This window comes from Rhizobium sp. 01T417, assembly GCF_056398905.1.
In genome coordinates this window covers 133719-148648 of record NZ_JBFTQH010000002.1, presented here as the reverse complement: position 1 = coordinate 148648, position 14930 = coordinate 133719, and the positions used below count along the sequence as shown (strand labels likewise).

The 14930-nt window shown below is 59.8% G+C and carries 12 protein-coding genes; 4 read left to right on the top strand and 8 right to left on the bottom strand.

Annotation, left to right across the window (positions count from 1 at the left end; genetic code table 11):
* Nucleotides 1-25 precede the first annotated feature (25 nt).
* Nucleotides 26-1033: a cellulose biosynthesis protein BcsN gene (gene bcsN / locus AC1DPR_RS02845; protein ID WP_192241215.1), complete on the bottom strand. Its 1008-nt coding sequence runs from the start codon at nt 1031-1033 to the stop codon at nt 26-28.
* A 358-nt stretch (nt 1034-1391) separates the two neighbouring features.
* On the opposite strand from bcsN, the gene AC1DPR_RS02840 reads away from it, so the two are divergent.
* Complete coding sequence (locus tag AC1DPR_RS02840; protein ID WP_026371620.1) at nt 1392-1796, top strand: response regulator; 405 nt, start codon at nt 1392-1394, stop codon at nt 1794-1796.
* Nucleotides 1797-1907: 111 nt separating this feature from the next.
* On the opposite strand, the gene AC1DPR_RS02835 is transcribed toward AC1DPR_RS02840, so the two are convergent.
* On the bottom strand, nt 1908-2213 hold the full coding sequence (locus AC1DPR_RS02835; RefSeq protein WP_018855961.1) for a hypothetical protein: 306 nt from the start codon (nt 2211-2213) through the stop codon (nt 1908-1910).
* A gap of 368 nt (nt 2214-2581) precedes the next feature.
* Here AC1DPR_RS02835 and AC1DPR_RS02830 point away from each other — a divergent pair, with 368 nt between their 5' ends.
* The 3 genes from AC1DPR_RS02830 (at nt 2582) to AC1DPR_RS02820 (ending at nt 7584) form a co-directional block, all read left to right on the top strand.
* Nucleotides 2582-4696: a carboxy terminal-processing peptidase gene (locus AC1DPR_RS02830; protein WP_018855962.1), complete on the top strand. Its 2115-nt coding sequence runs from the start codon at nt 2582-2584 to the stop codon at nt 4694-4696.
* A gap of 551 nt (nt 4697-5247) precedes the next feature.
* Complete coding sequence (locus tag AC1DPR_RS02825) at nt 5248-6471, top strand: alpha/beta fold hydrolase (RefSeq protein ID WP_245267916.1); 1224 nt, start codon at nt 5248-5250, stop codon at nt 6469-6471.
* 210 nt (nt 6472-6681) lie between these two features.
* A complete protein-coding gene (locus AC1DPR_RS02820) occupies nt 6682-7584 on the top strand; it encodes an alpha/beta fold hydrolase (RefSeq protein ID WP_018855964.1) in 903 nt (300 codons plus the stop codon).
* A gap of 159 nt (nt 7585-7743) precedes the next feature.
* On the opposite strand, the gene AC1DPR_RS02815 is transcribed toward AC1DPR_RS02820, so the two are convergent.
* The 6 genes from AC1DPR_RS02815 to AC1DPR_RS02790 form a co-directional block, all read right to left on the bottom strand.
* Nucleotides 7744-8520: a crotonase/enoyl-CoA hydratase family protein gene (locus AC1DPR_RS02815; RefSeq protein ID WP_029792561.1), complete on the bottom strand. Its 777-nt coding sequence runs from the start codon at nt 8518-8520 to the stop codon at nt 7744-7746.
* The gene (locus tag AC1DPR_RS02810) at nt 8520-9401 is read right to left on the bottom strand and encodes a hydroxymethylglutaryl-CoA lyase (RefSeq protein ID WP_049809243.1); all 882 of its coding nucleotides are present in this window, start codon (nt 9399-9401) and stop codon (nt 8520-8522) included. Before AC1DPR_RS02810 ends, AC1DPR_RS02815 begins: the two co-directional genes overlap by 1 nt.
* Nucleotides 9401-11386 carry an acetyl/propionyl/methylcrotonyl-CoA carboxylase subunit alpha gene (locus AC1DPR_RS02805; RefSeq protein WP_029792564.1) on the bottom strand — a complete coding sequence of 662 codons (1986 nt, stop codon included), beginning with the start codon at nt 11384-11386 and terminating at the stop codon, nt 9401-9403. Before AC1DPR_RS02805 ends, AC1DPR_RS02810 begins: the two co-directional genes overlap by 1 nt.
* Nucleotides 11387-11393: 7 nt before the next feature.
* The gene (locus tag AC1DPR_RS02800; protein WP_477815726.1) at nt 11394-13001 is read right to left on the bottom strand and encodes a carboxyl transferase domain-containing protein; all 1608 of its coding nucleotides are present in this window, start codon (nt 12999-13001) and stop codon (nt 11394-11396) included.
* Nucleotides 13002-13037: 36 nt separating this feature from the next.
* Nucleotides 13038-14201, bottom strand: coding sequence for an isovaleryl-CoA dehydrogenase (locus AC1DPR_RS02795; RefSeq protein WP_477815725.1), 1164 nt, complete (start codon nt 14199-14201; stop codon nt 13038-13040).
* Nucleotides 14202-14645: 444 nt separating this feature from the next.
* On the bottom strand, nt 14646-14927 hold the full coding sequence (locus AC1DPR_RS02790; protein ID WP_312867209.1) for a DUF6074 family protein: 282 nt from the start codon (nt 14925-14927) through the stop codon (nt 14646-14648).
* Nucleotides 14928-14930: the final 3 nt, after the last annotated feature.

The following is a 14930-nucleotide window of genomic DNA, read 5'->3' as shown; positions in this document are numbered from 1 at the left end:
TAGGAACACCGCAGCCGTCTCACGTCTACTTCTTCTGGCACGCGGCCGTCATGGCCGAATCCCCTATGCACTCCGGTGACGGCACCGTCAGGCCGCTCGCCACCGCGGTTCTCGGTTGCGTCTGTTCGGCCGAAGGCGCGGCTGACATGTCTGGCTGCGGCAGACTGCTCGAGCCATCAGGCAACGGAACGCGAGGGCCGGTCGGCGGCGGCAATTGCACGGGCGCCTCCTCGACTCTCGGCTGAACGCTGCGTACGCGAACGACACGAGATTGGATTTCCGGACGGGCTGGTTCATAGCCAAAAGCCATCGGCGTGTTTCTATAGCCGCCCTCGTCTGGATAGATCGGATTGCCGGGGCGCCCGAGCGTCGGATCAGTGCCCTGCGGATGCCCGAACGGATTCCAGATTTCTCCATCCAGCATCCCAACGATCGTGTAGCCGTACATGATTCCGAGCAACTGTCTTTCGGTTGCCCGGGCATCACAGAGGCGCAACCGCACCTGGATCATTCCGAAGTTGCGCGCTTGCGTCTGCGCGGATCTGCTTGAGCGGATCTGCTGCCAGCCATAAATACAGGTATCGCCCGAACCGCTCAGGCCCGAGGCATAGCCGAACGGTCCATAGCTGTTTTGCAGATAAGTCGCCGAGCGCGTCATCTGCACGCCGGGAACGGCCGCAAAGGCTTCGCGGATTATCCCGTCCTCGCTGACCATCCTAAAGGAGGCGTTTCCGATGCCAGGATTGGCTCCTGATGCCCCAAAAAACTGCACCCCGAGAAAATTCTGACCGGACACGGAAGACGACGTGTAGAGCGAAATCGTCTGCTCTGTGCCATTGCCACGCTTGCGCTCGACGACACTGACGATCGAGGGACCACCAGGCGGGGGCAAGGCCAGCGCCCTTTCGGCGGGCACCGTCTCGGAGACGTTTGGGCGCCTGACATTTCCTGACGACTGACATCCGACCACAAGCCCGGCAAGCAGTGCCAAGCATGACGCCTTCAGTACACTGGACGTTTCGGGTCGCCGCAATCGTCTTTCCTCACGTCCATGCGAGATTACGCATTGGACTTCCGAATCAACGACCCTTGAGGCCGCTACCTATGGTAAACGACGATTATGGTTAACCCATAGTTAATGTGCGACAGCGAGTGTTGATCTGGGAAGGGAATGGCACTCGGTGCAGCTGTCCGGCAACGTCGTCGACGGATTCCGATCCTCGCGGTGTTCTCCGTCTGGCGTTGAACACGGTGTGTCGATCATCCTGGATAGACTGCGAAATCACCTCGCGAAACTGATTTGCATTTTATTAAACATGTAACCAAATCGCATTCTTCCTTGAGGACCGATTTGCTCTCCTGGCGCGTTAGACCGGCATCCGAAACGGAGTATGCGAGTAGTGGCAAAGATCCTTATCGTGGAAGATGAACCCCTCATTCGCTTCGTGCTGGCAGACCAACTGCTTGAGGAAGGTTACAGCGTCATCGAATGCGGGAACGTGCTTGAGGCGATCGCGGCACTTGGAGTGAACGATGACGTTGATGCGATCGTGACCGACGTGGAGATGCCTGGGGCACTCAACGGCCTGGATCTCGCGAGGCTCATCAAGGCGACAAAGCCGTTCATCCACGTCTTGGTGACGTCTGGTCGTGAAATCGATCTTACTGACCTGGATTGGGACGCGAGCTTCTTTCCCAAGCCTTACGATCTAAAGGCTATCGCCAACGAAATCGGGCGACGGGTCGGTTCCCACGCGTCGCGTTTTTTGCCGAAGCGGCCAAACGCTACCAGATAGCGCGAGGATGTCGTGACCATCCTGAAAGTCATGCGGACGCGGAGTCTGGCTGCCCCCATACAATTGATGCCAGCGCCACAACAGAAGCGTTAGCGATCCTGGCGCGAGCTCTCAAATCCCTGACCCGTCGAGCTCCTGTGCGTCGTCGCCTTCCCAGGGTGAGGGCATCGACGCACGATTGAGATTGGCCGAGGGCATCGGCATCCAGCACTTCATTTCGGGCTCGGCATATTCAATGATTCGGCCTGGCGAGGAATCAGAGGCACGCCAGCCTTCCGCACCGAACTGATCGCCATTCGACCAATAGGCGAGGTCGACTTCTGCCGGCCCCTGTTCGGACTGGCGGATCGTGACGAGGATCCGACTGCCGTCTTTCGGCGCGCTTGCCATGTGACGCCAGCGGTCTTGCTCGTCCATCGTTCTCTCTCTCCCGCCTTGCTGCAGGTTGCAAGTGTCGTCCCGCCATCGAAAACGGTCAACTCATTCTTTGTAGAATCCGTCCTCTATCGGATCTGCTGGTTTACGATCTCCACTGTGACGAAGATGAACGGTTGCGGAGGGGCGGGGGTGCACCAGCATGGTTTCACCTTTCTCACAAAAAAAGCTTGCCAGAATCTCCGGCTCCTCCCAGCAATACCCCGGCGACGGGTGCACTTACTGTCCGTCGAACGGACTTTCCGCCGCAGGAAATTGGCGATTTGATCGATTCGATTGTCAAAAAACCATAATTTGCTTGACCTAGATCGCACATTGACTCTCGGCCTTAAGAATTGGATCAACGCTGAATGCGCATAACCTATGTTTTCCTTGGTGCAGTTCTTGCAATCGTACAGCCTGCATATGCTGACGTCGCGTCTCCGCCTGTTTTGCAGCCGCAAAAGCAACAGGCACAAGCCGCTCAGCTAAGTGCGCAATTCCTCACGCGGTTCAGCTATAAACCCATTCCTCTTGACGACGCCTTGTCGGCCAAGGTCCTGGATCGGTACATCAAGTCCCTCGATCCGGACCACATGCTCTTTCTGCAAACGGATATCGACAAGTTCATGTCTGAACGGAACGAGATCGACGATTCCATCAAACGGGAGGACTTGAAGATCCCGTTTGCGATCTTCAACGTGTATGAGAAACGCGTTGTCGACCGCATGAACTACGCGCGCACCTTGATTAAGCAGGACTTCGATTTCGGTGCGAAGGAAGATTTTTCCGTCCTGCGCGATAAGGAACCTTGGCCGCAGTCGGAAGCCGACAGCAACGAGCTTTGGCGCAAGCGCGTCAAAAGCGACTGGTTGCGGTTGAAACTAGGCGGTAAAGCCGACGCGGCTATTCGCGAGACGCTCGACAAACGGTACGCAAACACGCTCGAGCGCGCTTACAAGTACAAGAGCGACGACGTTTTCCAGTCGTTCATGGACGCCTATACGACCTCGGTCGACCCGCACACGGACTATTTCGGCGCGACCGCTTCCGCCGACTTCGATATCGCGATGAAGCTTTCACTGGTTGGCATCGGTGCGGTGCTACAGGAACGCGACGACTACACGACAATCCGTGAACTCGTGCCTGGGGGGCCGGCGCAGCTATCCGGTAAGCTCTCGGTCGGAGACCGCATCACCGGTGTCGGTCAAGGCAAGGACGGGGCGATAAAGGACGTGATGGGTACACGCCTCGATGAAGTCGTGCAATTGATACGAGGCAAGAAAGGCTCCGTCGTGCGCTTGGACGTCCTGCCGGCGGATGCCGGAGCAGATGCCACCCATCGCACCATCAGCCTGGTGCGCGACAAAATCAGCCTCGAGAAGCAGGCTGCCAGCAAGACCGTGCTGCCCGTGAAAGTGGGCGACGCCACGCGTAAAGTCGGGGTGATCACCCTACCGGCATTCTATGAGGATTTTGAAGCCAAGCGCAAAGGCGACAAGGACTATAAAAGCGCAACCCGCGACGTCGCAAAGCTTCTCGGCGAACTGGAGCAAGAAAAGGTCGACAGCGTTCTTATTGACCTGCGCAACAATGGCGGCGGCTCTCTAGACGAAGCGGTCGATTTGACCGGTCTGTTCATCGGCAAGGGTCCGGTCGTTCAACAACGCGGCAGCGACGGCAAGGTCGCGGTGAGACGCGCTGATTTTAAGGCGCCAGTCTGGACAGGCCCCGTGGGCGTCCTGATCAATCGCGGATCAGCATCGGCGTCGGAGATCTTTGCCGCGGCGATCCAGGATTACGGTCGAGGCGTGATCGTCGGCGAACCAAGCTTCGGTAAAGGTACCGTTCAAACCGTCGTCGATCTTGATGACATGGTTCGCAACAGCAAACCGGAATTCGGCGAGCTGAAAGTGACGATTGCCCAGTTTTTCCGGATTAACGGCGGTACGACGCAGCTGCGGGGCGTGACGCCTGATATCAGCTTGCCGGGGTTCTCGGATCCGACAAGCTTCGGCGAGACCAGTTATGATAACGCCCTGCCCTGGGCGCAAATCAAGCCTGCGAACTATACGCCGGCAAAGGTTGTAGCGGCATCGCTGCCGACGTTGCAAAGCCGCCATGATGCACGGGTCGAGAGCGACCCGGACTTCCAACGACTGTTGAAAGACATTGCTGACCTGAAGGCGCAGCGCGAGAAAGGGGTTATCTCCCTGAATGAAGCCGAACGTCGCAAGGAAGCGGCTGCTCGCGAGGAGCGGCTCAAGTCTCAAGCGCAAGCAAGCGATAGCGAAGATTCTGGTTCAGATGATGGACTGCAGTCAAACGAGCGCAGCCTGAGCGCTGATATTGCTATGGAAAATGCCCGCAAGAACGCAAAAGACGTCTTGCTGAACGAGACCGCCGCCATTCTTGCCGATGAGGCGGACTTACAAGGGAAGGCAAAGACTGCCGCAAAACTATCGGGAAGCACCGACGGAAAATAGCTCTATCCGATGGCGTGGCAGGCGATAAACCTAACCGAGTTCGGCAAGCGAGTTCTCGTGACTGCCTGCGGCCCCATCGGATACACTTGCGGCGGCCCGCGCTCGTAGCTCGCCGAACGGTAGGCGAAGCCGATTTTATCTTGAGCTGCATTGCTCTAAGCTGTCGGCTGAGCACTCCGTTGGGTTGGTGTATCATGGTCGGCCAGCTAACCATCAAGGTATTGGGCGAACTTAACGTCACGCAGCAGGGACAGCTTTTGCCTCTGCCGCAGTCAAAGAAAACCCGTGCCCTTCTTGCCTATTTGGCTGTCGTCGGAAGAGCCCAACGTCGCGAGCATCTTTGCAAGATGTTCTGGGAAGTTCCGGACGACCCTCGGGCTTCCCTAAGGTGGAGCCTTCACAAGCTGAGGCCAATCGTGAATACGGAAGGTCATGTGCGTCTGCATGCGGACCACAATTCCGTTCTCCTCAGCCCCCAGACGGTCGAGGTGGACTTCAAGGGTATGGCTTCTCTGAGGCCCGCGGACCTCGACCGCTTGGACACGGAGAGATTGGAGTCGCTTGCCGCGACATTTCGTGGTGAATTTCTCGATGGCCTATGCCTCCCGCACTGCCCAAACTTTGAAGCGTGGCGGCTATGTCACCGGGATATTACGCTTCGGGTGCACATGGAGATTCTGCGCGCCCTTGTTCGACGCCTGCAAGACCGACCTGAGCGAGTAAACGTCTATTCCCTGGTGCTCGATCGCCTTACCAACGAGATTGCCGCCGTCGATCGCCCCGAACAGTGGCCGGAGCCTTCAGTCTCCGGCGTGAGCAACGGGTCTCGCGATGTCCCACTCCGGTCACTTCCACCTTCACAGCCTGGATCAGCTTTCATCTCGCGGAACTTTGAAACGGATGTCCCGTGGCCAGCAGTGACGCCCAGCAAAAGATCGCAGGAAATTCGCTTCTGCAAAACCGCGGATCGGGTAACAATCGCTTACGCGGTGTGTGGGCGGGGATCACCGATCGTAAGAGCCGCACATTGGATGTCGCATCTCCAGTATGATTGGGAAAGTCCGGTGTGGACGCATTGGATCGACGCCCTGTCGGAGAAGACGAAGCTGATACGCTACGACGAGCGCGGCACCGGACTCTCGGACTGGATTGCCGAGGATATCTCGTTTGCGGCGATGATTGCGGACCTGGAGAGCGTGGTCGACGCGGCGGGCCTCGATCGGTTCACGCTGCTGGGTGTATCGCAAAGCTGTGCCGTCTCCGTTGCCTACGCTGTCCGACACCCCGAACGGATTTCGGGGCTCATCCTGTACGGAGGATTTGTAAAAGGCTGGCGAAAGCGAAGCGACAGCCAYGAGGTGGCAACGCATGAGGCAATGACCGCTTTGATCAGGGAAGGATGGGGTCAGAACAATCCGGTTTTTCGACATCTGTTCACTGCAATGTTCATTCCAGGGGCGGACGAGGTGCAGATGGATTGGTTTGACGAATTGCAGCACATTTCTGTGTCGCCCAGCAACGCAGGTCGCCTGCACGAGGCGTTCGGAGAGATCGACGTTTCGGATGTCCTGTCGCAGGTGACGATTCCGACGCTGGTCTTGCACGCAAGAAAAGACATGGTCGTTCCCTTTCAGTGCGGAAGGGAGTTTGCGACCGGCATCCCCGGGGCTCGATTTGTCGATCTCGATAGCGCCAACCACATTCTCCTCGCCAACGAACCCGCCTTTGAGCGGTTTGTTCGTGAAGTAACGCGCTTCGTCGCCGAAACAGCGTAGCCTTGTGACTGGCGCCTTGGCGCGCCCGACGGTCTTGGAGACGCTATCAACCGAGTTTGGCTCCCGCCTCTCGTTCAAGCGCGATCGCACCCGAGGGGCGCCTTTTCAACGATCCGCCCGGCATTTTCAACGATTCCTCCCACACTCCTTCTCACGCCGGCAGAATAAAGTGCTTCCTACAGTTCTCGACGCTGACGAGGAGGCACGACGATGAAGGTTCACACTGTAACCGGCGGCGCAGGATTGCGACTGCATGTTCGCGAGTGGGGAAAAGAAGACGCTCCTTCGATCCTCTTCATCCACGGGTGGTCACAGAACCATCTCTGCTGGAAGAACCAGTATGAGAGCATGCTTGCCGAGGACTTTCGCCTCGTAGTCCTGGACCTGCGCGGTCACGGCATGTCGGAGGCCCCGCTCGAAACGGAGTATTATACCGAGCCGCAGCTTTGGGCCGACGATATCGCCGCTGTCGTAGATCAACTCAACCTCCGCAGTCCCGTTTTTGTGGGCTGGTCCTACGCCGGCTTCATTATTTGCGACTACCTCCGGGCCCATGGAACGGCGAAGGTTGCGGGCATCAACTTTGTAGGCGCGGCGACCACGCTCAATAAGGCAGCATTCGGCACCTTGATTGGCCCGGGCTTCCTTGACCACGTCATTGGTGCCACGAGCGAGGACCTGCCTGGCAACATCGAAGCAATCCGCAATTTCGTGCGCGGGTGTACTTATTCGCAACTGCCTTCCGAGGTATTCGAAACGGCGATCTGCTGGAACATGGCCGTGCCAGCGAAAATCCGGGCTGCGCTGCTCACCCGCGAGATCGATTCTGACGATGTACTGACCGCTCTTGCGGTGCCCATCCTTGTCACGCACGGCCAAGAGGACACGGTGATCCTGCCGGCGATGGGGCGGCACCTTCTAGCGTTATGTCCTGAAGCCACGGCATCGTGGTATGCGGCAACGGGGCACGCACCTTTTTTGGAGAACCCTACCAGGTTCAACGATGAGCTATGTCGTTTTGCAGATGACGCAAAGGTGTCCCGGGAAGGTATCTCTTCGAGGCTGGAAGGGAGCACATTGGCTGGAACAAGTCCCGTTTTCAATCGCACTTGACCGCGCGGACGAGTTTCAGTTCCTCCAGCGGCGAAGGATACGGGCACCAGTACACACACAGCTGGCTTCGAATGTCGGATAACTGGCGCGCCCTCGCGGCCATCCGACCTCACACGCCGCCTTCACCGTGCCGCCACTGACCGGTCTCGAAGCTTCCCGTTATCGATTCGACCGCCGCTTTTCGAAGAAGGCGGTTATGCCCGCCTGCGCCTCTGTGGTCTCCCAGCTGTCTGCAAGCTTGGAAATCACGCTCTCGATGATCTCTTCCGTGATGGGCGGCGCAAGAGACAGCGCAAGGGCCTTGGCGCGTGTCGCTGCCTCCGGTGAGGCCGCGATGAATTCCGCGATCTCGAGGTCGACAGCACGGTCGAGGTTCGCAGCGGGAACAACAGAGGCGACGAGACCGATGGATTTGGCATGGGCAGCATCGAAGGTTCGACCGGAGACGAAGAGGGATCGTGCCGCAGGGCTGCCGATCCGCGCTACGACGTAAGGGCTGATCGTTGCCGGTATCAACCCAAGCCGAACTTCCGTCAGGCCGAAGCGCGCCGCCTCCGAGGCAATCACTGTATCGCAGACGCTGATCAGCCCGATACCGCCGCCAAAGGCGCTCCCGTGGACGCAGCCAATGAGCGGCTTCGGAAGCTCGTTCAGGGCCTTGAACATCATCGCCAGCCGCCGCGCTTCGGCGATTCTCTCCGCCCGGCTCGCCTTGAACTGGGCTCTCATCCACTCCAGGTCACCGCCGGCACAGAAGCTCTTGCCCGCTCCAGCAAGCACGACGACTCGCACCCGTCCATCCGACCCGAGCGCGCTTGCGGCCTCCGTCAACTCGTCGATCATTTCGGCGGACATGGCATTGTGCTTGTCCTCACGGGTGAGCGTAAGCCGCGCAACGCCGCGTTCGTCGATCGAAATCATCAGCGTTTTCGGCATTATGCCTCGCTCCTTAGGCTCTGGGCAAAATCGGCGGCCTCTTCCAGCTTCTCGGGCGCGAGCCCGGTCCGATAGCCCTTGCGGGTAAGGAACTCAGCGACAGCCAAAGTATCGACATTGCCCTTTGCGCCCGGAGCATAGGGGCAACCGCCCAATCCGCCGACCGACGCGTCGAAAACCCGCAGCCCGTGCTTCAAGGAAACCCCGATATTGTCCAAGGCCCAGCCGTCGGTGTCGTGGAAATGACCCGCAAGCATCGTCGCCGGCGCACAGGAGAGGACCGTTACCAGCATCTGATCGACCTCTTCCGGTCGTCCCTTGCCGATCGTGTCGCCGAGACTGATCTCGTAGCAGCCCAATGCATGCAGGCTCTCGACGACGCGCGCCGTCGCATCCGGCGAAATGGGCCCCTCATAGGGACATTCGACCACGCAGCTGACATAACCACGCATTGGAACGCCACGTGCACGGCTTGCTTCGGCAACCGGCTTGAAGCGTTCGATACTCTCGGCGATGGAACAGTTGATATTCTGTTGCGAGAAGCTCTCCGAGGCGGACGCAAAGATCGCGACTTCGTCCGCGCCCGCGGCCATTGCAGCCTCAAACCCCTTCATATTCGGGGTCAAAACGGCATAGCGGACCCCCGGCCTGCGCTTGATGCCGGCCATCACTTCGGCGGCGTCAGCAAGTTGCGGCACCCACTTCGGGCTGACAAAGCTCGTCGCCTCGATCCGCTCGAAACCACATTCCGAGATCATGTCGATGAGGGCGATCTTCGTCGCCGTCGGGATCAGGTTCTTCTCGTTCTGGAGGCCATCGCGGGGTGCCATCTCGACGATCGAGACGTCCCGGGGCAGCAATGACGATTCTCCGGGCTGCATCACGTCTCCTCTACCCGCAGCGTCAGAAGTACGGCTCCTTCGTCGACTTGCTGCCCTTCGCTCACCTCGACGGCTTCCACCGTCCCATCGCGGGCTGCGACAAGCGTCAGCTCCATCTTCATGGCTTCCATGACGACAAGCGCATCACCCTTGGCGACCTCCGCCCCCGAACTCGTCCGCACGATCTTCACAAAGCCCGGCATCGGCGCGATCAGTCTGTTGCCATCAGCAACATCCGTGGCACTGAAATCGAGCGGGTTACCGAGATGGAACACATGCGTTCGGTGGTCGACGCTGACGACCAGGTGATGCGCCGCCATACTAGCCTTGACCTGCACCTGCCGGGCATCGACCTCCACCCGGCAACCATCGTCCTGCCGGCTGACGATCTTCACGGGAATGACCCGCCGTCCATCATGCACGGCGAAGAAATCGAAACCCTTAGCCGCAATCCGTAGCGTTGAATGCCCTCCTTCATAGTTCAGAACGACGATGCGCTGCATCTCGCTCCAAAGCTGCCAATGTCCCAGCGTGAGCCAGGGATCGCCATCCGATGATCGCGCAAGCGTACCCAGTGACAACACGCCGGCAAGCGCGATCACCGTGTCCGCAGGCGGCTCAAGCGCGGTCAGAGATTGAAGATTGCGATCGATCAGCCCGGTATCCGGATGGCCAGCGACAAATTCGTCCTGCTCGCTCAATCTGGCGAGGAAGTCGAGATTGGTGGTGACACCGACGACATGCGAGCTCTGCAAGGCCCTGGTCAGTCGCAACAGGGCGACACTCCGGCTGGGCCCGTGTACGACCATCTTGGCGATCAGGGGATCGTAGTGAGCCGAGACGGTATCGCCCGGACGGATCCCGGCATCGATCCGCGCCGTAACCTCCGGAAAATCCAGATGCCTGATCGTCCCCGTCGCGGGCAGGAAGCCCTTGGCCGCATCCTCCGCGTAGATCCGGGCCTCGAAGGCCCAGCCATAGATCTCAAGCTCCGACTGCTTCTTCGGCAGCGGCTCGCCGAACGCCACACGCAATTGCCACTCGACGAGATCGACCCCGGCAATCGCTTCGGTAACGGCATGCTCGACCTGAAGACGGGTATTCATCTCCATGAAATAGAAACGATCCGGCCAGAGGCCGTTCGAGACATCCGCGATGAACTCGACCGTGCCGGCACCACGATAGGAAATGGCACGCGCCGCGCGTACCGCGGCTTCACCCATGGCACGACGCATCTCCGGCGTCATTCCCGGCGCCGGCGCTTCTTCGATCACCTTCTGATGGCGGCGCTGGAGCGAACAATCACGTTCGAAAAGATGCACAACATTGCCGTGCCGATCGCCGAAGATCTGAACCTCGATATGGCGCGGGCGAATGAGGTAGCGCTCGATCAGAACGGCATCGTCGCCGAATGCGGCCTTCGCCTCTCGCCGCGCAGCAGCAAGTGCTTCGGGAAAATCCTCCTCGCTGTCGACGCGGCGCATGCCCTTGCCGCCGCCACCCGCGCGTGCCTTGATCAGCACGGGGTACCCGATCAGGGTCGCCTGATCGGCGAGAAACCCGTCGTCTTGTTCCTCGCCATGGTAGCCGGGAACGACCGGCACGCCCGACTGATCCATTAACGCCTTTGCGGCATCCTTCAATCCCATGGCACGAATGGACGACGGCTGCGGCCCAATGAAGACAATGCCGGCGGCCTCTACGGCTGCGGCGAAGTCTGCATTCTCCGAGAGAAACCCGTAACCAGGATGAATGGCTTCGGCGCCAGTTCGCTGCGCCGCAGAAAGGATCCGCTCGATCGAGAGGTAACTCTCCTGCGCGCTCGCGGGCCCCAGCCGAACCGCTTCGTCGGCCATCTCGACGTGCAGCGCCCCAACATCGGCATCCGAATAGACCGCCACCGTGGCGATCCCCATGCGCCTGGCGGTTCGGATCACCCGGCAAGCAATCTCGCCACGGTTTGCGATGAGAATTTTCTGGAACATCGCTACCTCACATCCGGAACAGGCCGAAGCGCGTCTCTTCAATCGGTGCATTCAGCGCCGCAGACAGCGAGAGACCGAGCACGTCGCGGCTCTTGGCCGGGTCGATCACCCCATCGTCCCATAGCCGCGCCGACGCGTAGAGCGGATGGCTTTGCCGTTCGAAAAGATCGAGCACCGGCTGCTTGAAACTGGTCTCCTCCTCCGGTGTCCATGGCGTGCCGGCACGGGAGAGCGCCTCGCCCCGCACAGTCGCAAGCACGCCGGCCGCCTGCTCTCCGCCCATGACCGAGATGCGGCTGTTCGGCCATGTCCAGAGAAAGCGCGGCGAGAAGGCACGACCGGCCATCCCATAGTTGCCCGCACCGAAGGAACCGCCAACCAGCATCGTCACCTTTGGCACCCCGGTCGTTGCGACTGCGGTAACGAGCTTCGCACCATTCTTCGCGATGCCTTCGGTTTCGTATTTGCGGCCAACCATGAAGCCGGTGATGTTCTGCAGGAAGACGAGCGGTATCCTGCGCTGCGAGCAGAGCTCCACGAAATGGGCGCCCTTCAGGGCCGACTCGGAGAACAGCACGCCGTTGTTGGCGACAATGCCCACCGGGATACCATGGACATGTGCAAAGCCGCAGACCAGCGTCGTCCCGTAGCGCGCCTTGAATTCATCGAAACGCGAGCCGTCGACGATACGGGCGATAACTTCGCGCACGTCGTAGGGCACGCGCAGGTCGGCCGGGACGATCCCTGCGATTTCCGAGGGATCGAACAGTGGTGCCTCAACCGCCTGGCGCTCGACGCAACCCCCCTTGGATCGATTGAGATTGGCGACGGCGCGCCTCGCCAATGCCAGGGCATGCGCGTCATCTCGCGCAAGATGGTCTGCGACACCGGAGAGCCTTGTGTGCACATCGCCACCGCCAAGGTCCTCGGCCGAAACGACTTCGCCGGTTGCGGCCTTCACCAGCGGCGGGCCGGCGAGAAAGATCGTCCCCTGCCCCTCGACGATGATTGCCTCGTCGGACATGGCAGGCACGTAGGCACCACCTGCCGTACACGAGCCCATGACGACGGCGATCTGTGGAATTCCTGCCGCCGACATATTGGCCTGATTGTAGAATATCCGGCCGAAATGATCGCGATCCGGAAAGACCTCGTCCTGATTCGGCAAGTTCGCGCCGCCCGAATCCACCAAGTAAATGCAGGGCAGATTGTTCTGGGCCGCGACTTCCTGCGCGCGCAGGTGCTTCTTTACCGTCATCGGAAAGTAGGTGCCGCCTTTGACGGTCGCGTCATTGCAGACGATCATGCAATCGCGGCCTGAAACGCGGCCGATGCCGGTTATCAGCCCAGCACCCGGCGCCTCATTGCCGTACATGCCGTGGGCTGCGGTCAATCCGATTTCGAGAAATGGCGTAGCCGGATCGAGCAGGGCGGCGATCCGATCCCGTGGTAGCATCTTGCCGCGGGCAACGTGACGCTCGCGCGCTGCAAGTCCGCCCCCATTCGCCGCACTCAAGGCTGCGTCCTCGATGGCACGGATAGCTTCGGCCATCGCCGTGCGATTTGTCCTGAAGCTCTCCGAATTCGTCGAAATCTGCGACTTCAAAACCGTCATTGGTCACCAGGATGGTTGTCGGATGAAACGTTCGGATCAGGCCGTTTCGGAAAAGAGCTCGCGGCCAATCAGCATGCGTCTGATCTCAGAGGTTCCGGCACCGATCTCGTAGAGCTTGGCGTCACGCAGCAACCGGCCGGCGGGATAATCGTTCGTGTAGCCATTCCCCCCGAGCGCCTGGATTGTCTCAAGCGCCAACAGCGTCGCCTTCTCGGCGGCATAAAGAATGCAGCCGGCAGCATCCTTGCGCGTCGTCTCGCCGCGATCGCAGGCCGCCGCAACCGCGTAGACATAGGCGCGCGCCGTGTTCATGGTCACGTACATATCGGCGAGTTTTCCCTGCATCAGCTGGAATTCGCCGATCGCCTGGCCGAACTGCTTTCTTTCGTGAAGATAGGGCACGACGACATCCATGCAGGCGGCCATGATGCCGATCGGTCCAGCGGAGAGGACGACACGTTCATAGTCGAGCCCCGACATCAGAACGCGCGCACCACCGCCGAGTGTGCCCAGCAGATTTGCCGCGGGAACCTCGCAGTCCTCGAAGATCAATTCGCAGGTGTTGGAGCCGCGCATGCCAAGCTTGTCGAGCTTCGGGCCCGTTGAAAAGCCCTTGAAGCCTTTCTCGACGAGGAAAGCCGTGATGCCACGCGGACCCGCATCAGGGTCTGTCTTCGCGTAAACCACCAGCACATCGGCATCCGGGCCGTTGGTGATCCACATCTTGTTGCCGTTGAGGAGGTAGCTGTCGCCTCGCTTCTTCGCCCGAAGCTTCATCGAAATGACGTCGGATCCGGCGCCCGGCTCGGACATGGCGAGTGCGCCAACATGTTCGCCGGAGATGAGCTTCGGCAAATAACGCGACTTCTGCTCGTCCGTTCCATTGCGGTTGATCTGATTGACGCAAAGGTTGGAATGGGCGCCGTAGCTGAGGCCGACGGAGGCGGAAGTGCGGCTGATTTCCTCCATCGCGACGCAATGGGCCAAGTATCCCAAGCCGGCGCCGCCATAGGCCTCCTCGGCCGTGATCCCGAGCAGTCCCATCTCACCCATCTCGCGCCAGAGTGGCGTTGGAAAACTGTTGCTGCTGTCCGTCTCGGCAGCGAGCGGTGCAATGCGCTCCGTCGCGAAACGTCGAACGCTGTCGCGGAGCGCCTCGATCTCGTCCGCCAGACCAAATCTCAAACCACCGGAATACATGCCTTCCCTCCCAAGTCCGGCGCGCGACTACAACAGCGTCCGGTATGCGTGTGCCGTCATTCTCCCGTCATTGTTCTTCACGCGCGTATCTTGTCGGCAGCTCCTCCACTGCCGGTCGGCCTGATAAATCTCGTTGAAGAACGCGAAAATGGCAAGCATTTCCGGTCGGCCAGACGTTTCTGACCGCCAGATTGCCCCAGCGACTGTTCGATCGATCTTCCGCCGGCATCCGCCCTTCCTCCCGAGATAGGCGACGCACGGGATCTCTAGAGATCCGCGTGAGAATAAAGGGATGCTAGCACCGGGCGCGCGGAATTTCTGAACCAAGACGGTTCATCCTGCGCAAAATATGGAAAGAATTCGCCGCCGGGACGACGCGTTCAACCGCTCAGGGCCGTCCGACAAAATCGACGGCCCAAGTGGCGATATGAGCCACCTATGACGCTAGCGCTTTATGGCGCGGCCACTGCGGCTTTCGGCGATTGCCCGCACTTGATGACGGCGAACCAGCTCGGCCTGTACCTCGGCCTGAAACGTCATGACCTGTTCGCGGACCTTAGCTTCGGAGCAGCCAAGCGACGTCAGCTCATCAGCCAGCCGGCGGCATTCTGTCTTCCAGAAGCGTACTGCATCCTCGCCGTGGCGACGGTCCAGTTCGGTCGCGCACCGTTCAATGTCTCCGGCGCGTGAAGCGACCGGGAAAAGTACGATCTCGCTTGTCGTCATTGC

Excerpts from the sequence above, each read along its gene's own strand:
- AC1DPR_RS02840 (WP_026371620.1), top strand. The coding sequence starts at position 1,392 with ATGCGAGTAGTGGCAAAGATCCTTATCGTGGAAGATGAACCCCTCATT.
- AC1DPR_RS02835 (WP_018855961.1), bottom strand. The coding sequence starts at position 2,213 with ATGGACGAGCAAGACCGCTGGCGTCACATGGCAAGCGCGCCGAAAGAC.
- AC1DPR_RS02830 (WP_018855962.1), top strand. The coding sequence starts at position 2,582 with ATGCGCATAACCTATGTTTTCCTTGGTGCAGTTCTTGCAATCGTACAG.
- AC1DPR_RS02820 (WP_018855964.1), top strand. The coding sequence starts at position 6,682 with ATGAAGGTTCACACTGTAACCGGCGGCGCAGGATTGCGACTGCATGTT.
- AC1DPR_RS02815 (WP_029792561.1), bottom strand. The coding sequence starts at position 8,520 with ATGCCGAAAACGCTGATGATTTCGATCGACGAACGCGGCGTTGCGCGG.
- AC1DPR_RS02810 (WP_049809243.1), bottom strand. The coding sequence starts at position 9,401 with ATGCAGCCCGGAGAATCGTCATTGCTGCCCCGGGACGTCTCGATCGTC.
- AC1DPR_RS02805 (WP_029792564.1), bottom strand. The coding sequence starts at position 11,386 with ATGTTCCAGAAAATTCTCATCGCAAACCGTGGCGAGATTGCTTGCCGG.
- AC1DPR_RS02800 (WP_477815726.1), bottom strand. The coding sequence starts at position 13,001 with ATGACGGTTTTGAAGTCGCAGATTTCGACGAATTCGGAGAGCTTCAGG.
- AC1DPR_RS02795 (WP_477815725.1), bottom strand. The coding sequence starts at position 14,201 with ATGTATTCCGGTGGTTTGAGATTTGGTCTGGCGGACGAGATCGAGGCG.
- AC1DPR_RS02790 (WP_312867209.1), bottom strand. The coding sequence starts at position 14,927 with ATGACGACAAGCGAGATCGTACTTTTCCCGGTCGCTTCACGCGCCGGA.